The sequence below is a fragment of the Sphingomonas sp. GC_Shp_3 genome (genome assembly GCF_026540945.1).
Lineage (GTDB): Bacteria > Pseudomonadota > Alphaproteobacteria > Sphingomonadales > Sphingomonadaceae > Sphingomonas.
On sequence record NZ_JALNUT010000003.1, the window covers coordinates 184313 to 209640 of the forward strand.

Consider the following 25328-nt stretch of genomic DNA (forward strand, 5'->3'; position numbering starts at 1 on the left):
TCAGTCTGAGGCGAACAGGAACAGGCACCAGCAAGAAGCAACAGCGGCAGGGCGGCGGTAACGCGCAATGTGGCGGCCTTTCGTGGGATGATCTTGCCAAACGGCGCGGTGCCGCTTCCGTTCCAGCTGGTGTCGACGCGCTAGCCGGCGTGGTTGACCCGATCAACCACGCCAGCGCGCAGACAAGAAGGAACGATCAGGGCTTCAGCGCGGCATCATCCTTGTCGTCCAGGTCATCATCGTCTTCCAGGTCGTCCGCATCGAAATCCTCCTGAAGCGAGTCTTCGTCCTGATCGTCCTCATCCTGATCGGCATCGTCGTCTTCCTCGCCGACCTCGTCGCTTTTCATCTTGAGATCGTCCTCGTCATCCTCATCGTCATCGGCGATGTCGGGCTCGAGATCGGTCAGGATCGCACCATCCGTCGGGCCGCCACTGGTCGCCTCCAGAATTTCCGCGCGCTGGCTCTCGTCATAGCCTTCCTCGTCATAACCATCGTCACCCGGTCCTTCGCCCGGCACCCTGTAACCACCGCTGATCGCCATCGTCGCTCTCCTGCCCGCGAAGGTGCGGGGATAAGGTGCGAACATCAAAGCCGCGCGTCAGTTCCGGCGGCTTGCATGAAAATGGGCGGCGTGGGCTCAACTCGGCCGGAACAGTCGTCCGCGTTCGACGATCGCCGCGATGCCCAGAGCTAGCAATCCTGCGACGAAGAAGCCGGCGTGCAGCGCGGTTGTCGTGCCGTCGAAAAAGCTAGCGACGAACGATCCGATCACCGCACCTCCGGTCACCACCAGCGCACCTTGCAGGCTTGCGGCGGTACCCGCGATCGCGCCCATATTCTCCATCGCCATCGCGGACATGTTGGATCCGGCGAGGCCATAGCCCGCCATCGCCAGCGCCTGCAGCGCAACGAACAGGATGAGGCTTTCCGATCCCATTTTGTCCGCGATCAGGCCGCCCGCCGCTGCCAGCGTCATCACGACCAAGGCCGTCTGCGAGATGCGCCGCATGCCGATCCGCATGACGATCCGCGAGTTGAGCAGGTTCGCCACCGCCATCGCACCGGCCGAGGCGGCAAACACCGGGCCAAGCAGATGCTGGGCGTGAAACACCTTCTCCATGATCGGCTCGATCAGGCCGATATAGCCGAACAGCGCTCCCTGCACGATCAGCCCGGCGATCATGTAACCGAACGATGCGCGGTCGGTCAGCGTCAGGCGGTAGCCCCGCACCAGTTGCGCGATCGACAGCGGCAGCCGGTTCGCGGGCGCCAGCGTCTCGGGCATGCGCCATGCGAACCACGACAGCACGATCAACGCGAGGCCGGCAATCACCTCGAAGATCAGCCGCCACGATCCGGCGAGCAGCACCAACTGCCCAACGCTCGGGGCGAGGATCGGCGCGGCCATGAACACCATGAACGCGAGGCTGGAGACCTGCGCCATCGCGCGGCCGGTGAAGCAATCGCGCACCAGCGCGATGGTAACGACCCGCCCCGCCGCGATCGACACTCCGCCAATGAAGCGCGCGATCAGCAACAGCGTGAAGCTGCCCGCGAGGCCAGCGAGCAGGCAACAGACGATATAGCCGGCCAACCCGCCGATCAGGATCGGTCGCCTGCCGTGGCGGTCGGTCAGCGGCCCCTGCACGATCTGCCCAAGCCCGAAGCCGACCACGAAGACGGTGACGACGAGCGAACGCTCCGCAACGCTGTCCGCGCCAAGCCTGCGGCCGATATCGGGCAGCGCGGGCAGCATCGAATCGATGCCGAGGGCCCCGAGCGACATCAGGGCGGCGACGAGCGCGACGAACTCGTAGAAGGGGATCGGCGCGGTGTTTGGCGCGCGAGGCGGCGATTCGATCGACATTGCGTGGCAATGCCCGACATCGACCTGCTGGTCACGTGCAAGCGCACCTGTCGTAATTGCACGCGGCGTGATGCCAAGGGTGCCCCGCTCGCGACAAACCTTGTGAGCCGCCGCCCACCCCGACTATGTTGCGGAAAATTACAATGAAAGCCGCATGATGCCCGACACCGCGCTCTCCTCCATCCCCACGCTCTCGCTCGCCGCTGCGGACTCGGACCCGGCCGGCTTCGCCGCCGCGTTAGGCGGATCGTTCGAGCGGTTCGGGTTCGCGGTGATCGCCGACCACGGCATCCCTGCCGACCTGATCGCACAGGGCTGGGCCGAGACGGCGGCATTCTTCGCGCTGCCGGATGCGGAAAAGCGCCGCCACTTCAGCCCCGCAGGCGGCGGGCAGCGCGGCTATACGCCGTTCAAGACCGAAATCGCCAAGGGCGCGTCAGTGGTCGACCTGAAGGAGTTCTGGCACGTCGGCCGCGAACTGCCCGCGGGTCATGCCTTGTCCGACCGGATGCCACCCAACATCTGGCCAGAGCAGCCCGCCGGATTCAAGGACACGTTCCTGAACCTTTATGCGGCGTTCGATCGTGCCGGGGACCGTCTGCTGTCGGCGATCGCGCGGCATCTTAATCTTGCGCCGGACTGGTTCGATCCGGCGGTACAAGACGGCAATTCGATCCTCCGGCTGCTGCACTATCCGCCGATCCCGGCCGACGCCGAGGGCGTGCGGGCTGGTGCGCATGAGGATATCAATCTCATCACCTTGCTGCTCGGCGCGGAGGAGGCCGGCCTCGAACTGCTCGACCGGGACGGGCAATGGCTGCCGGTCAAGCCGCCGGAAGGCGCGCTGGTCGTCAACGTCGGCGACATGCTGCAACGGCTGACCAACCATGTGCTGCCCTCGACCAGCCACCGTGTCGTCAACCCGCCGCCCGAGCGGCGCGGTGTATCGCGCTACTCGATGCCGTTCTTCCTGCATCCCAATCCCGATTTCCTGATCGAGACGCTGCCGGGCTGCATCACGGCGGACCGGCCGAACCGCTACCCTCAGCCGATCACCTCGCACGATTACCTGCACGAGCGGCTGGTCGAGATCGGCCTGGTCAAGAAATAACCGGCTTGTTCCGCGATCCGGACGCTGGCTAAAGGCGCCGAGACTCCGAAGAAAGAGACGCATGACCCAACCGCTCCGTATCGCGCTCGCTGGCCTCGGCACCGTCGGCGGCGGCGTCATCCGCCTGCTCGACGAAAACGGTGCGTTGATCGCAAGGCGTGCGGGGCGGCCGATCGAGATCGTCGCGGTTTCGGCGCGGGATCGCGGCAAGGATCGCGGCGTCGATATTGCACGATTCGCATGGGTTGACGACACGACGGAACTCGCGGCGCGCGAGGTCGATGTGGTGGTCGAGCTGGTCGGCGGTTCGGACGGTCCCGCCCTCACGCTTGCACGGCGCACGCTGGCGGCGGGCAAGGGCTTCGTGACGGCCAACAAGGCAATGATCGCGCATCACGGATTGGAGCTTGCCGGAGCCGCCGAGCAGGCTGGCGTCGCGCTGAAGTTCGAAGCGGCGGTCGCAGGTGGCATACCGGTCATCAAAGGCTTGCGCGAAGGTGCCGCCGCCAACGAGATCGGCCGGGTCTATGGCATCCTCAACGGCACCTGCAACTTCATCCTGTCGAAGATGGAGGCGGAAGGACGCGACTTCGCCGACGTGCTCGCCGAGGCGCAGGCGCTCGGTTATGCCGAAGCCGATCCGACGTTCGACATCGACGGCATCGACGCCGCGCACAAGCTGTCGATCCTCGCCAGCATTGCGTTCGGCACGCAACCGGCATTTGCGGACGTGCAGGCAAGCGGCATCCGCCACGTCCTCGCCGCCGATATCGCCGAGGCGGCGGCGCTCGGCTACCGCGTGCGCTTGCTGGGGGTAGCGGACCATTCCGCAGGTGGGCTGTTCCAGCGCGTGCACCCGCATCTCGTCCCGGTCAGCCACCCGCTCGCGCATGTTACCGGCGCGACCAACGCGGTGGTGGCGGAGGGCAATTACGTCGGCCGGTTGTTATTCCAGGGCGCGGGCGCGGGCGACGGCCCCACCGCGAGTGCCGTGGTCGCCGACCTGATCGACATCGCGCGCGGTGAGTTCGGCCCGGCCTTCGCGATGCCATCCTCGGCACTGGCGGCGCAAGCACCGGCTGACCCGGGCGAGCGGCGCGGGCGCTCCTACGTGCGGTTCGCGGTAGCGGACAAGGTGGGCGTCCTGGCAGAAATCGCCGCAGCGATGCGCGACGCGGGCGTGTCGATCGAAAGCCTGATCCAGCGCGGCGCGAACGTCGATGGCAGCGTGCTGGTCGCGATCGTCACGCATGAAGCGCCTGAACGTGCGGTCGCGCAGGCGCTGGAGCGGCTGCGCGGATCGCAAAGCCTGACCGGCCAGCCGCTGTGGATGCACATTCTCGAGTAGACGCTAGGGCGCCAGCGCCCGCTCACCCGCGACGTGAACGCCGCCAGCGCCTACTGTCGCCTTTACGCCCACCGAACCGCAACCGACGAGGAAAAGCGACTTTTCCTGGCAATTGTCGGTTCTGGCGAACAGCCGTTCGCGTTCGGCGGGCACGCCTTCGTACATCGGATCGCCCGGATCATGCACCACCAGCGGCGCGCGATAGCGATCGGCGCTTCGCCGGCCGCAGACCACCACGTCGTCGCCATCGGGGTGCGAACATGCAGGCGTGGCGCTGGTCATCGCACGGTATCGTGTCTCCGCAGCTATGGCGGGTGCGTCGAGCAGCACGAGCAGGAGCGCAGTTACCATCGTAACCCCGGCGATCATCGGTCAAGAATGGGAGGATACCGGCGCCCGACGCGAGGTCAAGCCGTTGGCAACACGTTGCTACGGCGTATCAGCGTGCGGCTACGCCCCGTTTTGAGGATGCTATCGCTACGATGATCGAACACGGCGGCAGAGGGGACGAACCAACGCTCATTCATAAGCGTGACGACGGTTCCACTTCACCGTCACGCCGAGGCTTAGGTAGATCAGGGTGCTGGTTCCTCACGCGATGCGCGCGACACCGAGCCGGGGAATGTCGATCGCTGGGCAGCGATCCATCACCACTTTCAGCCCAGCCGCCTCTGCGCGTGCTGCGGCAGCTTCGTTGACGACGCCCATCTGCATCCACACCGCCTTCGCGCCGATGCGGATCGCATCGTCCACCACGTCGCCGGCCGCCGCCGAATTGCGGAAGATGTCGACAAGATCAATTGGATCGCCAAGCTGATCAAGATCGCGGAACACGAACTCGCCGTGGACATGCTCGCCGGTGATCTGCGGATTGACGGGAATCACACGGTAGCCGTGATCCTGCAATCGCTTCATCACCCCCCATGACGGGCGGCTCGGCCGGTCGGACGCGCCGACCAGCGCGATGGTGCGCGTTTCTTCGAGCAGCGCCTTGATCCCGGCATCATCGGTGATCGGCATTATCGTCCCTCCGTCTCAATCCAGCGTGATACGGCATCGGCTATCGGGGCGAACGCCGCGCCTTCCGGACCGTTCCCGGCCACGGGCGGCAGCCCGGCATCGGAGCCGGTGCGGATCGCGATGTCGAGCGGGATGCGACCGAGAAACGCGATGCCGAGTTCCCGCGCCGCCGCCTCGGCCCCGCCCTGCCCGAACGGGTCGGACACCTCGCCGCAATGCGGGCAGGCATAACCGGCCATGTTCTCGATCAGGCCGATGATCGGGATGCCGGCCTTCTGGAACAGATCGATCGCACGGCGCGCATCGATCAGCGCGAGATCCTGGGGCGTGGAGACGATCACCGCGCCGGCGGGGCGGTGCTTCTGGATCATGGTGAGCTGCACGTCGCCGGTGCCGGGCGGCAGATCGAGGACCAACGTATCGGCATCACCCCAATTGGCATCGACCAGTTGCCCGAGCGCACCCGCCGCCATCGGCCCGCGCCACGCGATCGCCTGATCGGCAGCGACGAGTTGGCCCATCGACAGCAGCGGTACGCCATACGGGGTCGACACCGGTTGTAGCACCTTGTCGCGCGCGGTCGGCTTGCTGCCCTCGACCCGCATCAGCCGCGGCTGAGACGGACCGTAGATGTCGGCATCCACCAGCCCGACCCGCCGTCCGCGCGCCTTCAGCCCGATCGCGAGATTGGCCGACACGGTGGACTTGCCCACCCCGCCCTTGCCACTCGCCACCGCGATCGACAGCCGCCGCGTGCGCTGGCTGGTTAGCGCGACGCGCACCGTCTCGATACCCGGCACCGTCAACGCGGCGGCGCGGACGCGTGCTTCGAGCGGATCGTGTTCGCTCGCGTCGAGCCCGCTGACGTCGAGGATGATGCTGGCGCGCGAACCCTCGATCCGGGCGGTGGCGCGGGTGCCGGCGACGGGCGAAAGGGCGGCTTCTAACTGGGCTGGATCGGTCATCGTTACGCAGATAGGGTCGTTCCGGCCGCTTGGCACTATTTTTCACCGGCAGGCATACCTATAGAGTGAAGATATGACGATCCTGACGGGCTGGTTCCAGCGTCCCACATCCCTCCACGCCGAAGAGAAGAACCCTTGGGGCAGCGGCTCCGGTTCGGGCGGCGGCTCCGGTTCTGGCGGTGACGGCCCCCGCAACCCGTGGGCACCGCAGCCCGGTGGCAATGGCGGCCGGCGCATCCCCGGGCCGAGCGCGCTCGACGAGTTCATCAAGCGCGCGCGCGGCGGCGGTGGCGGCGGTTCGGACGGGAGCGGCCGGCCACGCATCCCCGGTACGCCGAATGCCGGCACGCTGTGGCTGATCGGCGTGGCGATCATCGTGGTGATGTGGATCGCCTTTACCTCGATCCACGCGATCGGCCCGCAACAGCGCGCGGTGGTAACGTTCTTCGGGCGCTACGCCGGCACGCTCGAACCCGGTATCCGCCTGACGCTGCCCGCACCGTTCAATTCGGTGATGAAGGTCGACGTGCGCGAGATCAAGACCGACACCTTCCCCGAAAACGGTGGCGAGAACCTGATGCTGACCGGCGACCAGAACGTGGTCGACGTCAATTACTCGGTGCGCTGGGACATCAGCAACCCGCAGGATTACGTCTTCCAGATCGCCGATCCCAAGTCGACGCTGCGCGCCACCGCCGAAAGCGCAATGCGTGCGGTGCTGGCGACCTCCACGCTTGACGACGCAATCGGCTCCGGTCGTGGCGCGATGGAGGTGAAGGTTCAGCAGAACATGCAGTCGATCCTCGACAGCTACAATGCCGGCATCCACATCCAGGGTGTCGCAATCAAGGGCGCGCAACCGCCCGAGCAGGTGAGCGACGCATTTAAGAAGGTGTCCGCCGCGCAGCAGGAGGCGCAGGGCAACATCAACAAGGCGCGCGGTTACGCGCAGCAAATCCTAGCGCGCGCGCAGGGCGAGGCCGCCTCGTTCGATGTGATCTACGCACAGTATAAGCTCGCACCGGAAGTGACCCGCAAGCGCATGTATTACGAGACGATGGAACAGGTGATGGCGCACAGCGACAAGACGATCGTCGAGGCGCCCGGCGTCGTACCGTACCTGCCGCTGCCCGGTGCCGTGCGCCGCGCGCCAGACGCGCCGGCGCAGCCCGCACAGACCCCCGCCCCCGTGCAGGGAGACGCCCAGTGACCCCGTCGCTTCGCAATCCGATCGCGATCAGCATCGTTGTCCTGCTTGTGCTGATCCTGCTTGCCAGCACGTTCGCGATCGTGCCGGAAACCAAGCAGGCGGTGATCCTCCGGTTCGAGCAGCCGGTCGGCGGTGCGATCAACCGCTGGCAGCCGAATGAAGTGTTCGGCCGCTCGGGCGCCGGCCTGATCGCGCGCATCCCGTTCATCGACCGGATCGTATGGGTCGACAAGCGCGTGCTCGACGTCGATCTTGAAAACCAGCCGGTGCTCTCGACCGACCAGTTGCGGCTTGAGGTCGATGCCTATGCGCGCTTCCGCATCGTCGATCCGCTGAAGGCGGTGGTGTCGACCGGCAGCAGTTCCGTGACGGAACAGCGCGTGATCGACCAACTCCAGCCGTTGTTCAGCTCCGCTTTGCGCAACGAACTCGGCAAGCGTCCGTTCGCGGCGATGCTGAGCCCGGAACGCGGGCAGGTGATGGAGAATATCCAGGTCGGGTTGCAACGTCTTGCCGCGCAATACGGCGTGCAGATCGTCGATGTCCGCATCAAGCATGCCGACCTGCCGGACGGTGCCCCGCTGCAAAGCGCGCTCGATCGGATGAAGACCGCGCGCGAACAGGAGGCGCTGACCATTCAGGCGAAGGGCCAGCAGACCGCCCAGATCATCAGCGCCGAAGCGGATGCGCGCGCCGCGCAGATCTACGCCGAAAGCTTCAACAAGGATCCCGACTTCTACGACTTCTACCGCGCGATGCAGTCGTATCGTTACACCTTCGGCGATACCGCCAAGGGCCAGACGTCGATGGTGCTGTCACCCGACAACGCCTACCTCAAGGAGTTTCAGGGGCACCGCTGAGGTTTATCTCTGGAAAACCTCCTTTCAGCCCGTTCATATTCAATCACCGTTCAGCAACTTTCGTTAAGGTCGGCGCGTTGCCCAACCAAGGCACCCGGAAGGAATCAATCCACGTGCGATACGCATATGCCATTACTGCTGCCATCCTTCTCAGCGGCACCGCTGCCGCCGTCGCGCTAGAGCCGCCTGCGCAGACCGCGCAGAACGAGCCGGGCGCGATTGCCGCCACTGCTCCGCGCGCCGGCGCACCGATGAGCTTCGCGGACATGGTCGCGAAGCTTCAGCCGGCCGTGGTCAACATCTCCACCAGCCAGCATATCAAGGTCGAACAGCCCGCCAACCCGTTCGCGGGCACGCCGTTCGGCGACCTGTTCGGGCAGATGGGCGGTGGCCAGGGCGGCGGTGGCGGCACTCCGCAGACGCGCGAAGCCACGTCGCTGGGTTCGGGCTTCATCATTTCGCCGGACGGCTATATCGTCACCAACAATCACGTCGTCGCGCCGGGCGCGAAGGGCGCGACGGTCGACTCCATCACTGCGATCATGATCGACCGCAAGGAGTATAAGGCAAAGCTGATCGGGCGCGATCCGACGTCGGATCTCGCGCTGCTCAAGATCGACGCGACCAACCTGCCCTTCGTCAAGTTCGGCGACTCCAGCCGCGCGCGCGTCGGCGATTGGGTGATCGCGATCGGCAATCCGTTCGGTATCGGCTCGACCGTGACCGCAGGCATTGTGTCGGCGCTGCACCGCGTCACGGGTGGCGGCGCGTATGACCGCTTCATCCAGACCGACGCGGCGATCAACCAGGGCAACTCCGGTGGCCCGATGTTCGACATGACGGGTGCGGTGATCGGCATCAACTCGCAGATCTACGCCGGCCAGTCGGGTGGCAATATCGGCATTGGTTTCGCGATTCCGGCGGAGGATGCCAAGCCCGTCATCGACAAGCTGATGAAGGGCACCAAGATCGCGCGCGGCTATCTCGGCGTCGGCCCACAGCCGCTCGACGACGATATTGCCTCGGCGCTAGGCCTCCAGAAGAACCACGGCGAGATCATCCGGTCGATCGAGCCGAACGAAGCAGCGGCTAAGGCCGGGCTCAAGGTCGGTGACGTGGTGACGAGCGTGGACGGCAAGGACGTCACGCCCGATCAGTCGCTCAGCTATCTGGTCGCCAACATCACGCCCGGTACGCGTACGCCGATCGGCATCATCCGCCAGGGCAAGCCGATGACGATCACCGCGACGATCGGCACCCGTCCATCCGAGGACGTGCTCGCCGCCAAGGTGTCGGACGGTGACGATGACGACGCGCTGGGTGGTGACGACAACGGGCAGCAGGGCACGCAGTCGGCGTCCGCGAACGCGCTCGGCGTGACGGTGCAGACCCTGACGCCACAGATCGGCCGCAGCCTCGGCATCGATTCGTCGGTGCAGGGCGTGGTGATCGCGTCGACCGATCCGTCGAGCGACGCTGGCCAGAAGCTGAAGCGTGGCGACGTCATCATCTCCGCCAACGGTACGCCGACGTCGACGCCGGCCGCACTGGCGGCGGTGGTGGCACAGGCCAAGCGCGAAGGTCGCGAGCAGGTCGCGCTCTATATCCAGCGTGCGCGGCTGCCGGCGCTGTTCGTTGCGATCAAGCTGAAGAAGTAACGCCTGCTATCGGCGGCGGATCAAGCGGCGGCGGAGCGATCCGCCGCCGTTTTTGTTTGCGCGTCTGGATCGAGCAATGTCGCGCTTGGTAATTGGCAGCGCGGAGGCCGATGACGGAAGTTTTTGCGCCTTAGCGCAGTGCACCCTGCTGCCGTTCCGATACTTGCCACGGCCCTCGGCGCACGCGGTAGCGGCCTTATCCCTTACCCCAAGCCGCCAGCACCTCGCGGGCACGGGCCAGCGCTGCACCACGCGCATCCGCTTCGCCGAGCAGTGCAAAGGTGCCGTTAAGCGCGAAAACGCAATGCCCGTGCACCATCGCCACCAAGGAGCGCGCCAGTGCGGCCGCGTCATCCCGTCGCCCTGCCGGCAGGATCGCCGCGATCTCCGCTTCGACCAGTCCAGTCAATTCCGCGCGCTGGCGGAAGTAATCCTCCGGGAACGGCGCATCGGGCGGCAGGCGATGATCGTAGATCGCCATCCACAGATGCGGGTTAGCCTCGGCGAAATCGAAATAGCCCTCCACCAGAGCGGCGACGCGATCCGCCCCGGCCGCATCCAGCCGCGCGCGGATCAGCGCGGCCCAGGCGACGAAGGTGCGACTGTTGACTGCCAGCACCAGCCGATCGAGACTGCCGAACACATTGTAGATCGTACCGATCGAATAGCCGATCCGTTTCGCCACTCCGCGCGCGGAGAAGGCCTGAAAACCGACCTCGGCCATCAGCACATGCGCCTCGGACAGGATCAGTTCGGCAAGTTCTGCGCGGCTGTGATCGGATCTGCGGCCCATGCTGTGCAGGTTACGCAAAAAATTGAATGCTGTCTATTTCTATATTGAACACCGTTCATTTTTGTGCGACATCATGAAGGCGGTGGTGTGTCGGCAGCGTACACGCGCCCGTTCATGGAGAAGATGATGTCAGCACCCGATTTCTCGCTGCTCGCCAAGCGCCGGTTCGGGCCGCTGTTCGTCGTCCAGTTCCTCGGCGCGTTCAACGACAATGTGCTGAAGTTCGCGATGCTGTTCCTCGCCAACTTCACGATCTACGCCGGGCAACCAGCCAAATCGGAAATGCTGGCGACGATCGCGACCGGCGTGTTCATCCTCCCCTATTTTCTGTTCTCGGCGCTGGGCGGGCAGATTGCTGATGCCTTGGACAAGGCGAAGCTGATCCGGCTGGTGAAGACTGCCGAGATCGGTTTCATGGCGATCGGCCTCGCCGGCTTCTGGTTTCAGTCGCTGCCGCTGCTGTTCGTGGCGCTGTTTTTGATGGGCTGCCATTCGACGATCTTCGGCCCGGTCAAATACTCGATCATGCCGCAGCAGTTGGGCGCGCACGAGATCATGGGCGCGACCGGCGTGATCGAGGCGGGCACGTTCCTCGCCATTCTCGGCGGACAGTTGCTGGCGGGCGTGGTGCCGCCGTGGGAAGCAGGCGTGATCGCGACCGTGCTGGCGGCATGCGGCCTCGGCGCCAGTCTGCTGATCCCGCCTGCCCCGCCCGTGCGCAGCGACGTGCACGTCGATCGCAACCCGTTCCGCAGCACGTGGCGCATCCTCAAGACCGCGCATGACGGTGAAGGCGTGTGGCTGTGCATCCTCGGCATCAGCTGGTTCTTCGCGATCGGCGCGATACTGGTCTCGCAATTCCCGGCGCTGGTGACGGGGACGCTCGGCGGCGCGGCGCCGGTGGTGACATTGTTCCTGCTGACCTTCTCGATCGCGGTCGCGGGCGGCTCGCTGTTCGTAAATCGGCTGCTGAGCGGTGAGGTTTCGGCCAAGTACGTGCCGGTGTCCGCACTGCTGATGGCGGCGTTCATGGTCGACCTTTGGCTGTCGACCTCCGCTTATGTCGTCCACGCGCCCAACCCCGGCATGGCGACCTTCGTGCAGAGCGCGGGCGCGTGGCACGTGCTACTCGATCTTGCCGGCATTTCGTTTGCGGGCGGCATGTTCATCGTGCCGCTCTACGCGATCCTCCAGACCGCGAGCCCGCCTGAGGAACGCTCGCGGATCATCGCGGCCAACAACATTCTCAACGCGGTTGTCACGGTCGGCGTGGTGGCGGTGGTGACGGTGCTTCAGATGCGCGGGACGAGCGTTCCCGGCGTGATCGGCACGCTCGGCTTCGCGACCTTGTCGGTGGCGTTGATCTCCTGCTGGCTTCTGCCGGAGACGGTCATCAAGGCGGTGGTGCGCGGGTTTTTGAAACTGCTCTACCGTGTCGAGGTGCAGGGCGCCGAGAACATGCCGCAGCCGGGCGAGCGCGCGGTGGTGGTGGTCAATCACGTATCGTGGCTGGACGGGCTGCTGCTCGCGGTGTTCCTGCCGGGCAAGCCGGTGTTCGCGGTGCATACCGAGGTGACCAAGCGCTGGTGGATGGCGCCTGCGCTGAAGCTGTTCCGCGCGTTTCCGGTCGATCCGACCAACCCGATGTCGGCCAAGGCGATGGTGCGCAGCGTGAAGGAGGGCAATACGCTCGTCATCTTCCCGGAAGGGCGGATCACCGTGACGGGCGCGCTGATGAAGGTGTTCGACGGCCCCGGCATGGTGGCGGACAAGGCGGATGCGCCGATCGTGCCGGTGCGGATCGACGGCGCGCAGTTCACGCCATTCTCGTACCTGCGCGGCAAGGTGCGGCTGCGGATGTTCCCCAAGATCAGCCTGATCGTGCTGCCGCCGCGCCGCTTCCATATCGAGGGCGAGATGACCGCGCGGGCGCGACGCGCCGCGACCGGGCGGCACCTTTACGATGTGATGAGCGGGATGATTTTCGCGACCTCGCATATCGACCGCACGCTGTTTGCGGCTCTGCTCGACGCGCGTCACCTTGGTGGTGCGAAGAAGCCGGTCGTAGAGGACGTGAAGCGCCATCCGCTCAGCTATGCGCGGCTGGTGACGGGCAGCCTCGCGCTCGGGCGCGCGCTGGAGCCGGGGACGACGCCCGGCGAGAATATCGGCGTGCTGCTGCCCAACGTGTCGGCGGCGGTGGTGACGTTCTTCGGATTGCAGGCAACAGGGCGGGTGCCGGCGATGCTCAACTACACCGCCGGCCTCGCCAATCTTCAGGCTGCGTGTGCAGCGGCCGAGGTGCGGACGGTGGTGACGGCGCGTGCCTTCGTCGAACAAGCCAAGCTCGGCGCGGTGATCGACGGGCTGGTCGCGGCGGGGCTGACCGTGCGGTATCTGGAGGACGTATCCGCCGGGATCGGCACGGTCGCCAAGCTGCGCGCGCTGGTCGCCTCGCACTTTGCCGAACGCAACCACCGGCGGCGGCGCATCGCGCCGACCGACCCTGCCGTCGTGCTGTTCACCAGCGGCTCCGAAGGGCTGCCCAAGGGCGTGGTGCTGACGCATCGCAACCTGCTCGCCAACTGCGCGCAGATCGGCGCGCGGATCGACTTCAACGGATCGGACATCGTGCTCAACGCGCTGCCGGTGTTCCATAGCTTCGGGCTGACCGGCGGCATGTTGCTGCCGATCCTGTCCGGGGTGAAGACGGTGCTGTACCCCAACCCGCTACATTACCGGATCGTGCCGGCGCTCGCCTATGACGCCAATGCGACGATCCTGTTCGGCACCGACACGTTTCTGGCAGGCTATGCGCGAATGGCGCACAATTACGACTTCTACGCGATGCGCTACGTCGTCGCGGGCGCGGAGCGGGTGAAGGACGAGACGCGCAAGGCGTGGATGGAGAAGTTCGGCCTGCGCATCCTCGAAGGCTATGGCGCGACTGAGGCGTCGCCGGTGATCGCAGTCAACACGCCGATGCACTTCAAGACCGGCAGCGTCGGGCGGCTGCTCCCCAATATCGAAAGCAGGCTCGATCCGGTGCCGGGCATCGAGGGTGGCGGCAAGCTGTCGATCCGGGGACCGAACGTGATGGCGGGGTATTTAAAGTCGGACCATCCCGGCGTGCTGCAACCGCCAGAGGGCGGCTGGCACGACACCGGCGATATCGTCGAGATCGACGATGCCGGTTTTGTCAGCATCAAGGGCCGCGCCAAGCGCTTCGCCAAGATCGGCGGCGAGATGGTCTCGCTGCCGGCGGTGGAGGGCTATGCCGGCAAGCTGTGGCCAGATGCCACGCATGCGGTGGTGACGCGGCCGGATGCCAAGAAGGGCGAACAACTGGTGCTGTTCACCACGCAGAAGGATGCCAAGGCCGCCGATCTGCAAGGCTGGGGCCGCGACAACGGCGTGGCGGAACTGGCGATCCCGCGCGACATTCGCGTGGTCGAGGCGCTGCCGGTGCTGGGCACGGGCAAGACCGATTACGTAACGATGGGGGCGATGGCATCGGGCGAGACTGATGCAAAGACGAGACACCTGTTCGCAGATGCACAATTTCACAGAACTGAAACCATGCTGACGCCGTAACGTCTTTCGTCGCTCCTACCCGCCGGCTCGACTGCAATGCCGTAAGGGGCCGACGAATGAACAGCTACGCCGTATCGATGCTCGCGCTGGCGACCGCACTCCTGCCGGTCGCCGCTTACGCCGAGGTTGTTCCGGCGGCACCGGCGGCGGCGGATGTCGCTCCCGCCGAGGGTGCGGCCACCCCCGACGGCGGCGAAGGCCAGATCGTCGTCACCGGCCGCCGCACCCGCTCGGTGGTGGAGCTCGACGGCACGCAGATCCAGAAGGAGCTGCCCGGCATCAACCCGTTGAAAGCGATCCAGACGCTGCCCGGCGTGACCTTCCTCACCGCCGATCCGTGGGGCAATAACGAACAGAACATCTCACTGTTCATCCACGGCTTCAACGCGCAGCAGCTCGGCTACACGCTCGACGGCATCCCCCTGGGCGACCAGACCTACGGCAATTACAACGGCCTATCGCCGCAGCGCGCGATCATCTCCGAGAACGTCGGTCGCGTCACGCTCGCCAGCGGCGCGGGCGATCTCGGCACCGCCTCGACCAGCAACCTCGGCGGCACGATCGACACCTTTTCCAGTGACCCCAAGGCCGAGCGCGGCGGCACGATTTCGCAAACGTTCGGCAGTTACAACACTTACCGCACCTTCGTGCGCGTCGATTCGGGCGATCTCGGCGGCGGCAACGCCTTCTATCTGTCCGGCGTGCGGCAGGATTCGCGCGCGTGGGACTTCAACGGCCATCAGGGCGGCTATCAGGCCAATGGCAAGTTCGTGCATGACGATGCCACCGGCAAACTGACCCTCTACGGCGCCTATTCGGACAAGACCGAGCCGAACGAGGACGCCACCGTCATCAACATCAGCAAGGGCGAGACGCCGGGCAAGGTGCCCTATGCGCGCCCGTTCTTCTATCCGAACTTCGCCGGCATTCAGACCTATCTCGCCTCCGGTGCGTACAAGGCGGCGGCGGATAACTACCGCAATTATTACAGCGACGCGCAGCGCACCGATTACCTCGGTTACGTGAAATACGACTGGCACGTGTCGAGCAACATCGAATGGTCGAACCAGGGCTATTACCATCATAACGATGGCGTCGGCGTAGTGGCGGGGCCGATCGACGTGGCGGGTCTGCCGGGACTGTTCTCCTTCTATTACCCCGGCGTTGCCGGCAGCAGCCCGACCTCGGCGGCAAACCTCGCACGATTGACCACGATCTTCGGCGGCTCCGGCCTTGCCTCGCGTACCACCGAATACCGCATCGATCGCGAGGGCGGCATTTCGACGTTGCGCGGCACCTTCGGCAACCACGAGATCGAGCTGGGCGGCTGGTACGAACATCAGAGCTCATCGGCCTACCGCCGCTGGTACGCGCTCGACGTCAACAACCCGTCCTCCCCCTATACCCGCCCGCGTGACGAAGCCGCACCGCTCATCACGCAATATGGCAGCGAGATCCGCGTCGACGAGATCCAGACCCACCTGCAGGACACGTGGCGCATCCTGCCGAGCGTGACGATCCTCGCCGGCTTCAAGAGCACGTTCCAGCGCGCGACGCAGGCGGTGCCGGTGCAGCCGATCCCCGGCTCGTTCTCGAACTCGACCGCGCTGCCGGTCGGCAAGCTCAACACCGACAAGGCGTTCTTGCCCGAGATCGGCGCGACCTGGGATGTCGACGGCAACGCCCAGTTGTTCGCCAACGCCCAGCAGAACATCCGCCAGTTCCCGACCAGCGCCGCCACCGGCCTGTCCCCCTTCGCGCTCGGCAGCCAGCCGGTGTTCGAGGCGTTCAAGGCCAACGTGAAGCCCGAAACGAGCTGGACCTACGAGGGTGGCGCGCGGGTGCATTACCCGATCACCGGCGCCGGCCCGCTGACCGCGTTCGAGGGGCAGGTCAGCTATTATCATGTCGATTTCAGCAACCGCCTGCTCGCGCTCAGCCCGACGACAGTCATCACCTCGATCATCAGTGGCGCCGCGATCATCCAGAACGTCGGCAGCGTGAAAACCGACGGCATCGATTTCGCCGCGACCCTGCGGTTCGGGCCGCACTTCTCGATCTACGATGCGGCATCGTACAACGACTCGAAGTATCAGCAGAACTACTCAACCGGCGTGCCGGCCGTGGTGGTGCCGACCGCAGGCAAGCAGGTGCCGGGTTCGCCGATGTGGCTCAACAAGACGGTGGTGTCGGCCAATTACGGTGCGTTCGACGTGCAGTTGATCGGCGATTACCTCGGCAAACGCTATGCGACCTTTACCAACGATCTGTCGGTGCCGGGCTATTTCACGCTGGCCGGACGGATCGGCGTGGCGGTGCCGCTGGGTGAGGGCGTGGTTGCGCGCAAGCTCAACCTCAGCCTCAACGTCACCAACATCACCGACCAGAAGGGCGCGTCGACGATCAGCATCGGATCGGCGACCAGCACCTACAACGCGTTCCCGGTCGCGCCACGCCAGGTGTTCGGGACGATCGCGATCGACTTTTGAAAGCTGCTGCCGCCCGGCGCGACATGCTACGGATCCGGGCGGCAGCATTCTCTTAACCTAAATTCGCTAGACCAATGTGATGGTCGGGCGCGCTGTGGAAAAGATCGGATTGCCTTACGAGATCGAGGCGGCACGCCTCTCGACCCTCGCCGACCTAGACATCCTCGATACGCCGCCCGAACATGAGTTCGATACCATCGTCGAAATCGCGCGACGCAGCTTCGGTTGTAAGATCGCCCTTGTGTCACTGGTCGATGCGCATCGCCAATGGTTCAAGGCGAAAAGCGGCCTTCACGCCTGCGAGACGCCGCGCGGGCAGGCGTTCTGTTCGTATGCGATCCTGCGCGACGATCTCATGGTCGTACCGGACGCGACCGAAGACCCGCGCTTTGCCGACAATCCGTTGGTCAAGGGGCCGCCGCACATGCGCTTCTACGCCGGCATGCCGCTGCGTGTCCGGGGCGGGCGCGACGACGGTGCGAGCTTCGCCATGGGGACGCTGTGTATCATCGACACCGTGCCACGCACGCTGTCGCCGGGCGATGCCGACATGCTGCGCCGGCTCGCCAAACTGGTGGAGTCGCTGCTCAACACGCGTGCCGCGCTGGCGGTCGCGCTGAAGACCGAAAGCGAACATCGTACATTGCTGCGTCGGTTGGACGTCACGAACCGGCAATTCCGGCAGGCAGAGCGCATGACCAATATCGGGTCGTGGACGCTGACGCTCGCCGACGAGGGCATGGAATGGTCGGAGCAGGTCTATAGGATCCACGGCCTGCCCACCGGCAGCCCTCCGCCGCTCGACGCAGCGTTGCGCTTCTATCCGCCGCGTGCACGGGCTGACGTCGCGGCGGCGCTCGCCCATACGATCGCCACCGGCGAACCGCTCGATCTCGAAACCGATTTCGTCAACGCGCAGGGCGAAGATCGTCGCGTCCGCACGCTTGGCGAGGTCGAATTGCGCGACGGCGTGCCTCACGCGCTGGTCGGCGTGTTCCAGGATATCACCGAGCGGCACCGCATCGAGCAAGCACTCCGCCGCAGCGCGGACACCGACGACCTTACGCAGTTGGCGAACCGCGCCCGCTTCAACGACATGCTCGCGCGCCAGATGTTCGCCGCGCGTCGGACCAATCTGCCGCTGGCGCTGTTGTTGATCGATCTCGACCACTTCAAGACGGTCAACGATCGCGCCGGCCATCGTGCCGGTGACATGTTGCTGAAGGCCGTCGCCGAACAGCTTACCGCGCCGTATCTCGCGGACTGCTTTGCCGCGCGATTGGGCGGCGACGAGTTCGTGATGATTGTGACCGACGAAGCCATGCTGGCGGACCTGCCGTCGCTACTGCGCCGCCTGCTCGCCGATCTGCGGCTACCAATCGCGCATGGTGATGCCGTTATTCCCGTGTCGGGCACGATCGGCGCGGCGTTTCTCGACAGCGATGTGATCGATGCCAGCGCGCTGCTGCACAATGCGGACCTGGCGCTCTACCAAGCGAAGAACGCCAGCCGGGGCACGGCCGCGATCTTCGGACGGGCCGGGACGATCACCTCGGCGGATGCTGCCGACACGCAGAGTCGGGCGGCGTAGCGGCGCTGGCGTTGGCCGCCTCTGCCCGCCGACGCTGGAGCGCTATCGCCCCTTGAAGATCCCGCCCAACACGCCGCGCACAATCCCGCCGAGGATATCACCGCCCGCGCTCGACCCACGCCGCGAGCCGGTGCCGAACACCTCCTTGGCGAACTGATTGGCGACCTGCCGCGTGATCGTCGAGGTTGCGGTGCGGGCGGCAGTGGTGGCGATCTTCGCCCACGGGCTGTTGGCGGCGGCCTTCGCCTGCGCGGCGGTGGCGCGGTCGGCGGCGATCTTCGCGCGTTCGGCATCCTTGGCGGCGCGCGCGTCGTCCTTGGCCTGTGCGGCGGCGGCCTTGTCGGCGGCATCCTTTGCACTGGCTTCGGCTGCGGCGGCGCTGGCCTCCTGCGATTTGGCGGCGAGGATTTCCTCACACGATTCGCGGTCGACCAGCGTGTCGTATTTCGCGCCGATCGCATCCGTCTCGATCAACACTTTCCGCTCGGCCGGCGTGATCGGCCCGACGCGCGAGGCGGGCGGCTTGATGAGCGTGCGTTGCACCGGTGCGGGCGCGCCGTCCGGCAGCAGCAGCGAGACGAGCGCCTCGCCCACCTTGAGTTCGGTGATCGCGCTTTCGACATCGACGCCCGGATTGGCACGGAACGTGGTCGCCGCCGCTTTCACCGCCGCCTGGTCGCGCGGGGTGAAGGCACGCAGCGCGTGTTGCACGCGGTTGCCGAGCTGCCCGGCCACCGTATCGGGCACGTCGATCGGGTTCTGTGTGATGAAATAGACGCCAACGCCCTTGGATCGGATCAGCCGGACGACCTGCTCGATCTTCTCCAGCAAAGCCTTCGGCGCGGCGTCGAACAGCAGATGCGCCTCGTCAAAGAAGAAACACAGCACCGGCTTGTCGGGATCGCCCACCTCCGGGAGATGCTCGAACAACTCGCTCATCAGCCACAGCAGGAAGGTCGCGTAGAGCTTGGGGCTCTGCATCAATTTGTCGGCGGCAAGGATATTTACGACGCCCCGCCCCCTGTCGTCGAGCGCAATGAAATCGGCCATCGCCAGTGCCGGTTCGCCGAAGAAGTTCTCCGCCCCCTGCGAGCGCAATTGCAGCAGGGCGCGCTCGATCGCGCCGATCGATTGTTTGGAGACGTTACCGTAGGCGGTGGTCAGCTCATCGGCACGGGTGGCGCAATAGCTCAGCATCGACTGGAGATCGTCGAGATCGAGCAGCAGCAACCCTTCCTTGTCGGCGATGTGGAAGGCGATGGTCAGCACCCCCTCCTGCACCGCGTTCAGGTCCATCAGCCGGGCGAGCAGCAACGGCCCCATTTCCGAGATGGTGGCGCGGATCGGGTGGCCCTGCTCGCCGTACAGATCCCAGAATTGCACCGGATTGTCGCCATAGGTCCAGGTGTCGTCGCCGATCGCCTTGGCACGCGCCGCGAAGGCGTCGTGGGTCTTGGCCTGAGACGACCCCGCCATGGCTAGACCGGAGAGATCACCCTTCACGTCGGCCACAAAGCACGGCACCCCCGCGGCCGAGAACCCCTCGATGATGCCCTGGATCGTCACGGTCTTGCCGGTACCGGTCGCGCCCGCGATCAGGCCGTGGCGGTTGGCGCGCTTCAGCTCAAGCGTCTGCGGATTGGCGCCGCCCGCGTCCGCGCCGATGAAGATGCCGCCGTCCGCCATCACTCGAAGCCGCGCGGTGCGGGCGATACCGTGACGACGCTGCCCCCGCGGATTTCCTCCACCTCGAGCGCACGCTCGGCCACGCCATCGCGACCGAAGCGGAACGCTCCGTCGATGCCGGAGAATCCGCCTGCGTCGGTCAGCCGCCGCTCAGGGAACGGCGTGCCGATCCGCCAGTCCTGCGCAATGCGGATCGTCAGCAGCACCGCGTCATAGCCCAGGCTCGACAGGCGGTAAGGCGCGTTCCCGAACCGGGCGCGGTATTTGGCGACATATTGCTGGTACAGGCCGTTCGATACGGCGGCATACCACGCACCGTCGAGCGCGGCCTTGCTCGCGATCGAATTGTCCGTGTTCCAGAGTTCGGTGCCGAGCACATGCGCGCCCCCCGCCCCCATTCGGCGCAGCACCGGCACGGCGGTGGACGCGGTGTTGGCGTTGTCGGCGATCAGCACCGCCTGATACGGCGAGTCCTTCGCCATCTTGGTGATCGCGGCGGTGATCGAGCCGGGCACACGCTGATAGGTCTGGAGCGAGGTGACCTGCCCACCGGCGCTTTCGACCGAGCGCAGGAACGCGGTGGACGCACGCTCGCCATAGGTGCCGTTCGGCACCAGTCCGGCGAAGCTGGTGATGCCCTGCCCCTTGGCATACTCGACCACGCGCGCGATCGACTGCGCCGGCGCATAACCCATCAGATACGCACCCTGCCCCGCCGCCGACGAATCGTTCGAGAAGGCGACCACCGGCACGCCGGAACGATGCGCGAGCGGCGTGACCGCGCGCACGTCTTCGCCGAGCAACGGCCCGAGGATCAACCGGTTGCCCTCGGCGATCGCGCGCTGCGCGGCGGCGGCGGCGCCGAGGTTGGTATCGTAGGTGGTGATGCGGATACGCTGGTTGTTCGAATCGAGCAGTGCCATCTGCGTCGCGTTGGCGAGGCTCTGGCCAACGCCCGCGTTGGGGCCGGACAGCGGCACCAGCAGCGCGACACGGTGCCGCTCGGTGTCGACCGGGATGCCGGGTTCGATCCGCACCGGCTGCTGGCGCGGCGGCGGCGGACGGCGGCTCGGCGTGGTCGGACCGCGTGGCACCACCGTGTCGCAGCCGGCCAGCAGCATCGCGCCCCCAACGACGCCCCACGAGACGATCGCGTGGATCAACCGCTTGCCCGGTTGCCGTACCCTTGCCCCGTCTGTCATGAACCCCTCCGATGAACGCTGAACTCGAACCCGGCCTCTATATCGTAGCCACCCCGATCGGCAATCTCGGTGATCTGTCGCCGCGTGCCGCGCACATCCTCGCCAACGCGGCCGTAATAGCTGTCGAGGATTCGCGCGTGACGGCGGGGTTGCTCCGCCACATCGGCATGAAGCGGCCGATGACACCGTATCACGATCACAATGCCGAAGGGGTGCGGCCGGGTTTGGTGGCGCGGATGGGGATGGAGGCCGTCGCGTTGGTTTCGGACGCTGGCACGCCGCTGATCTCGGACCCCGGCTACAAACTGGTGCGCGATGCCCGCGCGGCGGGGCATGCGGTGGTGACGATCCCCGGCCCGTGCGCCGCGATCGCCGCGCTGACGCTGGCGGGATTGCCGACCGACCGATTCTTCTTTCTCGGCTTCCTGCCGCCCAAGGCGGTCGCGCGCACCGCCGCCATCGCGGAAGTGGCCGCGATCCGCGCGACGTTGGTGCTGTACGAATCGGGGCCGCGCCTCGCGGTCACGCTGGCGGCGCTGGCGGAAGGCCTGGGGAACCGCGACGCGGCGGTGGCGCGCGAGATCACCAAGAAATTTGAGGAAGCGGTCACCGATTCGCTCGCCGCGCTGGCCGCGCGCTACGCCGACGCGCCGCCACGGGGCGAGATCGTCATCGTCGTCGCGCCTCCGGGGGAGCCGGAAGCGGCGAGCGCGGAGGATGCCGACGCGGCGCTGGCGGAAGCGCTGGAGCGGCTGCCCGCGTCCAAGGCAGCGGGCGAGGTCGCGAAGAAATTGGGGCTGGACCGCAAGGCGCTCTACGCCCGCGCGCTGGAAATGAAGGGGTGAGCCGCACGCCGGCCCGCCTCAAGCCTCCACCCTCCCCCAAGCGCCTCGCCGCCGAGGCCGCCGGACGGCGCGGCGAGCGCGTCGCCGCGTGGTGGTTGCGTCTCAAGGGCTGGCAGATCGTCGCCCGCCGCGTCCGAACCAAGGCCGGCGAGGTCGACCTGATCGCGCGCCGCCCGGGGCTCGTCGCGTTCGTGGAAGTGAAAACCCGCCGCACCGCTGCCGAACTCGACATGGCGATCGACGAGCGCCGCCTCGCCCGCGTCGCCGCTGCCGCGGAGGTGCTGATGCCGGACTATGCCGGCCCCGGCGACGACATCCGCGTCGACGTGATCCTCATCGCGCGCGGCACGCCGCTGCGCCACATCGAGAATGCTTGGATCGGGTGACGATCGCACCTAGATGGCAGCGACCGAACATGGAGATTACGGAATGAGCCTGACCGTCGCCGTCCAGATGGACCCGCTCGACCAGATCAACATCGGCGGCGATTCGAGCTTCGCGCTGATGCTCTCCGCACAGGCGCGCGGGCATCGGTTGTTCCATTACACGGCGGACGCGCTCAACTACGCCGATGGCCGCGTGTGGGCACTCGCGCACCCTGTCACCGTGCAGCGCGTGAAGGGCGACCACTTCAGCTTCGGCGATCCGGTGAAGCTCGATCTCGGCGAGGATGCCGACGTGGTGCTGATGCGGCAGGATCCGCCGTTCGATCTCGGCTACATCACCGCCACCCACCTGCTCGAACGGATCGCGGACAGGACGCTGATCGTCAACGATCCCGCCAACGTCCGCAACGCGCCGGAAAAGGTGTTCGTGCTCGATTACGCGCACTTCATGCCGCCGACGCTCATCACCCGCAGCCTCGACGAGACACGCGCGTTCCTCGCGCAGCACGGCGAGATCGTGCTGAAGCCGCTGCACGGCAACGGCGGCAAGGCGATCTTCAAGATCGGCAGCGACGGCGCCAACCTGTCCGCGCTGATCGAGGTGTTCAATCAGACCTGGCGCGAGCCGCACATGGTGCAGGCGTTCCTGCCGGACGTGGCGAAGGGCGACAAGCGTATCGTGCTGATCGACGGCGAGGTCGCGGGGGCGATCAACCGCCTGCCCGGCGAAGGGGAGATCCGCTCCAACCTCGCGGTCGGCGGGTCGGCAGTGCAGACCGTGCTGACCCCGGAGGAGGTGGCGATCTGCGCCGAACTCGGCCCGGAGCTGAAGCGGCGCGGGCTGCTGTTCGTCGGTATCGACGTGATCGGCGGTAAGTGGCTGACCGAGATCAACGTCACCTCCCCCACCGGCATCGTCGCGATCGAGACGTTCGACGGCACCGACGTCGCCGGGCTGATCTGGGATGCAATCGAACGCAAGGTGGCGGCGCGCTGACCCTTTGCGGCGGCGCAGGTTTTCTGCCACGGTCGTAACAGATGATACGGCCGCATGACGGCTCGACTGAGAGGATGATGCCGACGATGGCACGAACCGCATGAGTGCGCCTGTCCTACCCACCGCGCTCGACCGCCAAGCCCCCGAGGCGCAGGCGCGCGAGCGCCACAATCGTGCGCTCGCCACCGAACTGCGCGCCCGCGTCGCCACCGCCGCGCTCGGCGGCAGCGCGGCCTCGCGCGAACGCCACGCCGCGCGCGGCAAGCTGCTCCCGCGCGACCGGGTCGAGCGGCTGCTCGATCCGGGTTCGCCGTTTCTGGAGATCGGCCAGCTTGTCGCGAACGGCCTGTACGGCGACGAGGTGCCCGGCGCGGGCGTGATCGCCGGCATCGGTCGCGTCTCTGGGCGGCAGTGCATGATCGTGTGTAACGATGCGACGGTGAAGGGCGGCACCTATTACCCGCTCACCGTAAAGAAGCATCTGCGCGCGCAGGCGATCGCCGAGGCCAACCGGCTGCCGTGCATCTATCTGGTCGATTCGGGCGGCGCCAACCTGCCGCACCAGGCCGAGGTCTTCCCCGATCGCGAGCATTTCGGGCGGATTTTCTTCAACCAGGCCAACATGAGCGCGAAAGGCATCGCGCAGATCGCCTGCGTGATGGGTTCGTGCACCGCCGGCGGCGCCTACGTGCCGGCGATGAGCGACGAGACCGTGATCGTGCGCGGACAAGGCACGATCTTCCTCGCCGGCCCGCCGCTGGTGCAGGCGGCGACGGGCGAGGTGATCTCGGCCGAAGACCTCGGCGGTGGCGAACTCCACACGCGCAAATCGGGCGTGGCCGATCACCTCGCCGAGAATGACGAACATGCGCTGACGATCGTGCGCGATATCGTCTCGCACCTCGGCCCGGTGCACGCGCACGGCCTGCCGCTCAAAACGCCGCGTGCGCCGAAATATCCGGCTGAGGATCTCTACGCGATCGTCCCCGAGGACGTGCGCGCGCCCTATGACGTGCATGAGGTGATCGCCCGGCTGGTCGATGCTTCCGAATTCCACGAGTTCAAAGCGCTGTACGGTTCGTCGCTGGTGTGCGGCTTCGCGCATATCTGGGGGATGCCGGTGGCGATCCTCGCCAACAACGGCGTGCTGTTCTCGGAAAGCGCGCAGAAGGGTGCGCACTTCATCGAACTGGCGTGCCAGCGGCGCGTGCCCCTGCTGTTCCTCCAGAACATCTCCGGCTTCATGGTCGGCGGCAAATACGAGGCGGAGGGCATTGCCAAGCACGGCGCCAAGCTGGTGACGGCGGTGGCGACCGCGACCGTTCCCAAGCTGACCGTGCTGATCGGCGGCAGTTTCGGCGCGGGCAATTACGGCATGTGCGGGCGGGCGTATGATCCGCGCTTCCTGTTCAGCTGGCCGAACGCGCGCATCTCGGTGATGGGCGGCGAACAGGCCGCGTCGGTGCTCGCCACCGTCCACCGCGATGCGGTGACGTGGACGCCGGAGCAGGCCGAGGCGTTCAAGGCTCCGGTTCGCCAGAAGTACGAGGATGAGGGCAACCCCTATTACGCCACCGCCCGGCTGTGGGACGACGGGGTGATCGACCCGGTGCAGACCCGCGACGTGCTCGGCCTCGCGCTCGCCGCGACGCTGGAGGCGCCGATCCCCGAGCGGCCCGCTTTCGGCGTGTTCAGGATGTGAT

20 protein-coding genes are annotated in these 25328 nt (G+C 66.3%); 12 read left to right on the forward strand and 8 right to left on the reverse strand.

Annotated elements, in window-relative coordinates:
• Nucleotides 1–196 precede the first annotated feature (196 nt).
• Together OXR00_RS09850 and OXR00_RS09855 are read right to left on the reverse strand one after the other, a co-directional pair.
• Nucleotides 197–544 carry a DNA primase gene (locus tag OXR00_RS09850; protein ID WP_242149494.1) on the reverse strand — a complete coding sequence of 116 codons (348 nt, stop codon included), beginning with the start codon at nucleotides 542–544 and terminating at the stop codon, nucleotides 197–199.
• A 96-nt stretch (nucleotides 545–640) separates the two neighbouring features.
• Nucleotides 641–1870, reverse strand: coding sequence for a multidrug effflux MFS transporter (locus OXR00_RS09855; protein ID WP_267388073.1), 1230 nt, complete (start codon nucleotides 1868–1870; stop codon nucleotides 641–643).
• 157 nt (nucleotides 1871–2027) lie between these two features.
• On the opposite strand from OXR00_RS09855, the gene OXR00_RS09860 reads away from it, so the two are divergent.
• Both OXR00_RS09860 and OXR00_RS09865 read left to right on the forward strand, forming a co-directional pair.
• Nucleotides 2028–2981 carry a 2-oxoglutarate and iron-dependent oxygenase domain-containing protein gene (locus OXR00_RS09860; RefSeq protein ID WP_267388198.1) on the forward strand — a complete coding sequence of 318 codons (954 nt, stop codon included), beginning with the start codon at nucleotides 2028–2030 and terminating at the stop codon, nucleotides 2979–2981.
• Between the two features lie 61 nt (nucleotides 2982–3042).
• Complete coding sequence (locus OXR00_RS09865) at nucleotides 3043–4329, forward strand: homoserine dehydrogenase (RefSeq protein WP_267388074.1); 1287 nt, start codon at nucleotides 3043–3045, stop codon at nucleotides 4327–4329.
• 3 nt (nucleotides 4330–4332) lie between these two features.
• On the opposite strand, the gene OXR00_RS09870 is transcribed toward OXR00_RS09865, so the two are convergent.
• The 3 genes from OXR00_RS09870 to OXR00_RS09880 all read right to left on the reverse strand — a co-directional run bounded on the left by OXR00_RS09870 (nucleotide 4333) and on the right by OXR00_RS09880 (nucleotide 6314).
• Entirely contained in the window at nucleotides 4333–4680 is a 348-nt protein-coding gene (locus OXR00_RS09870) for a hypothetical protein (RefSeq protein ID WP_267388075.1), read from the reverse strand.
• Nucleotides 4681–4920: 240 nt separating this feature from the next.
• On the reverse strand, nucleotides 4921–5349 hold the full coding sequence (locus tag OXR00_RS09875) for a CoA-binding protein (RefSeq protein ID WP_267388076.1): 429 nt from the start codon (nucleotides 5347–5349) through the stop codon (nucleotides 4921–4923).
• Nucleotides 5349–6314 carry an Mrp/NBP35 family ATP-binding protein gene (locus OXR00_RS09880; RefSeq protein ID WP_267388077.1) on the reverse strand — a complete coding sequence of 322 codons (966 nt, stop codon included), beginning with the start codon at nucleotides 6312–6314 and terminating at the stop codon, nucleotides 5349–5351. The genes OXR00_RS09875 and OXR00_RS09880 overlap by 1 nt, the downstream gene beginning before the upstream one ends.
• 73 nt (nucleotides 6315–6387) lie before the next feature.
• Between OXR00_RS09880 and OXR00_RS09885 the strand changes: the two genes are divergently transcribed.
• From OXR00_RS09885 to OXR00_RS09895, 3 genes are all read left to right on the forward strand, one after another.
• On the forward strand, nucleotides 6388–7524 hold the full coding sequence (locus OXR00_RS09885) for a protease modulator HflK (protein ID WP_267388078.1): 1137 nt from the start codon (nucleotides 6388–6390) through the stop codon (nucleotides 7522–7524).
• Nucleotides 7521–8384, forward strand: a complete 864-nt coding sequence (locus OXR00_RS09890; RefSeq protein WP_242149477.1) for a protease modulator HflC — start codon at nucleotides 7521–7523, stop codon at nucleotides 8382–8384. The genes OXR00_RS09885 and OXR00_RS09890 overlap by 4 nt, the downstream gene beginning before the upstream one ends.
• A 113-nt stretch (nucleotides 8385–8497) precedes the next feature.
• Entirely contained in the window at nucleotides 8498–10042 is a 1545-nt protein-coding gene (locus tag OXR00_RS09895) for a Do family serine endopeptidase (protein WP_267388079.1), read from the forward strand.
• A 196-nt stretch (nucleotides 10043–10238) separates the two neighbouring features.
• On the opposite strand, the gene OXR00_RS09900 is transcribed toward OXR00_RS09895, so the two are convergent.
• Nucleotides 10239–10835 (reverse strand): TetR/AcrR family transcriptional regulator, encoded by a 597-nt coding sequence (locus OXR00_RS09900; protein ID WP_267388080.1) that lies wholly within the window; start codon nucleotides 10833–10835, stop codon nucleotides 10239–10241.
• A 126-nt stretch (nucleotides 10836–10961) separates the two neighbouring features.
• Here OXR00_RS09900 and OXR00_RS09905 point away from each other — a divergent pair, with 126 nt between their 5' ends.
• From OXR00_RS09905 to OXR00_RS09915, 3 genes are all read left to right on the forward strand, one after another.
• Entirely contained in the window at nucleotides 10962–14429 is a 3468-nt protein-coding gene (locus OXR00_RS09905; protein ID WP_267388081.1) for an acyl-[ACP]--phospholipid O-acyltransferase, read from the forward strand.
• A gap of 56 nt (nucleotides 14430–14485) precedes the next feature.
• Nucleotides 14486–16918: a TonB-dependent receptor gene (locus tag OXR00_RS09910; protein ID WP_267388082.1), complete on the forward strand. Its 2433-nt coding sequence runs from the start codon at nucleotides 14486–14488 to the stop codon at nucleotides 16916–16918.
• A gap of 79 nt (nucleotides 16919–16997) precedes the next feature.
• Complete coding sequence (locus OXR00_RS09915; protein ID WP_267388083.1) at nucleotides 16998–18509, forward strand: diguanylate cyclase; 1512 nt, start codon at nucleotides 16998–17000, stop codon at nucleotides 18507–18509.
• A gap of 42 nt (nucleotides 18510–18551) precedes the next feature.
• Here the strand turns inward: OXR00_RS09915 and OXR00_RS09920 are convergent, their stop codons facing one another.
• A complete protein-coding gene (locus OXR00_RS09920) occupies nucleotides 18552–20195 on the reverse strand; it encodes a helicase HerA-like domain-containing protein (protein WP_267388084.1) in 1644 nt (547 codons plus the stop codon).
• A complete protein-coding gene (locus OXR00_RS09925; RefSeq protein WP_267388085.1) occupies nucleotides 20195–21397 on the reverse strand; it encodes a penicillin-binding protein activator in 1203 nt (400 codons plus the stop codon). Before OXR00_RS09925 ends, OXR00_RS09920 begins: the two co-directional genes overlap by 1 nt.
• Nucleotides 21398–21408: 11 nt before the next feature.
• Between OXR00_RS09925 and rsmI the strand changes: the two genes are divergently transcribed.
• From rsmI to OXR00_RS09945, 4 genes are all read left to right on the forward strand, one after another.
• Entirely contained in the window at nucleotides 21409–22242 is an 834-nt protein-coding gene (rsmI, locus tag OXR00_RS09930; protein WP_267388086.1) for a 16S rRNA (cytidine(1402)-2'-O)-methyltransferase, read from the forward strand.
• Nucleotides 22239–22628 (forward strand): YraN family protein, encoded by a 390-nt coding sequence (locus OXR00_RS09935; RefSeq protein WP_267388087.1) that lies wholly within the window; start codon nucleotides 22239–22241, stop codon nucleotides 22626–22628. The genes rsmI and OXR00_RS09935 overlap by 4 nt, the downstream gene beginning before the upstream one ends.
• A 43-nt stretch (nucleotides 22629–22671) precedes the next feature.
• Nucleotides 22672–23625 (forward strand): glutathione synthase, encoded by a 954-nt coding sequence (gene gshB / locus OXR00_RS09940; RefSeq protein ID WP_267388088.1) that lies wholly within the window; start codon nucleotides 22672–22674, stop codon nucleotides 23623–23625.
• Nucleotides 23626–23725: 100 nt separating this feature from the next.
• Complete coding sequence (locus tag OXR00_RS09945; protein WP_267388089.1) at nucleotides 23726–25327, forward strand: carboxyl transferase domain-containing protein; 1602 nt, start codon at nucleotides 23726–23728, stop codon at nucleotides 25325–25327.
• Nucleotide 25328 lies beyond the last annotated feature (1 nt).

Bases quoted from the DNA above. Each gene is read 5' to 3' on its own strand.
- OXR00_RS09920 (WP_267388084.1), bottom strand. From the start codon at position 20,195: ATGGCGGACGGCGGCATCTTCATCGGCGCGGACGCGGGCGGCGCCAAT.
- OXR00_RS09870 (WP_267388075.1), bottom strand. From the start codon at position 4,680: ATGGTAACTGCGCTCCTGCTCGTGCTGCTCGACGCACCCGCCATAGCT.
- OXR00_RS09925 (WP_267388085.1), bottom strand. From the start codon at position 21,397: ATGACAGACGGGGCAAGGGTACGGCAACCGGGCAAGCGGTTGATCCAC.
- OXR00_RS09860 (WP_267388198.1), top strand. From the start codon at position 2,028: ATGCCCGACACCGCGCTCTCCTCCATCCCCACGCTCTCGCTCGCCGCT.
- OXR00_RS09875 (WP_267388076.1), bottom strand. From the start codon at position 5,349: ATGCCGATCACCGATGATGCCGGGATCAAGGCGCTGCTCGAAGAAACG.
- OXR00_RS09855 (WP_267388073.1), bottom strand. From the start codon at position 1,870: ATGTCGATCGAATCGCCGCCTCGCGCGCCAAACACCGCGCCGATCCCC.
- OXR00_RS09905 (WP_267388081.1), top strand. From the start codon at position 10,962: ATGTCAGCACCCGATTTCTCGCTGCTCGCCAAGCGCCGGTTCGGGCCG.
- gshB (WP_267388088.1), top strand. From the start codon at position 22,672: ATGAGCCTGACCGTCGCCGTCCAGATGGACCCGCTCGACCAGATCAAC.
- OXR00_RS09945 (WP_267388089.1), top strand. From the start codon at position 23,726: ATGAGTGCGCCTGTCCTACCCACCGCGCTCGACCGCCAAGCCCCCGAG.
- OXR00_RS09850 (WP_242149494.1), bottom strand. From the start codon at position 544: ATGGCGATCAGCGGTGGTTACAGGGTGCCGGGCGAAGGACCGGGTGAC.
- OXR00_RS09910 (WP_267388082.1), top strand. From the start codon at position 14,486: ATGAACAGCTACGCCGTATCGATGCTCGCGCTGGCGACCGCACTCCTG.
- OXR00_RS09900 (WP_267388080.1), bottom strand. From the start codon at position 10,835: ATGGGCCGCAGATCCGATCACAGCCGCGCAGAACTTGCCGAACTGATC.
- OXR00_RS09865 (WP_267388074.1), top strand. From the start codon at position 3,043: ATGACCCAACCGCTCCGTATCGCGCTCGCTGGCCTCGGCACCGTCGGC.
- rsmI (WP_267388086.1), top strand. From the start codon at position 21,409: ATGAACGCTGAACTCGAACCCGGCCTCTATATCGTAGCCACCCCGATC.
- OXR00_RS09915 (WP_267388083.1), top strand. From the start codon at position 16,998: ATGGTCGGGCGCGCTGTGGAAAAGATCGGATTGCCTTACGAGATCGAG.
- OXR00_RS09880 (WP_267388077.1), bottom strand. From the start codon at position 6,314: ATGACCGATCCAGCCCAGTTAGAAGCCGCCCTTTCGCCCGTCGCCGGC.
- OXR00_RS09885 (WP_267388078.1), top strand. From the start codon at position 6,388: ATGACGATCCTGACGGGCTGGTTCCAGCGTCCCACATCCCTCCACGCC.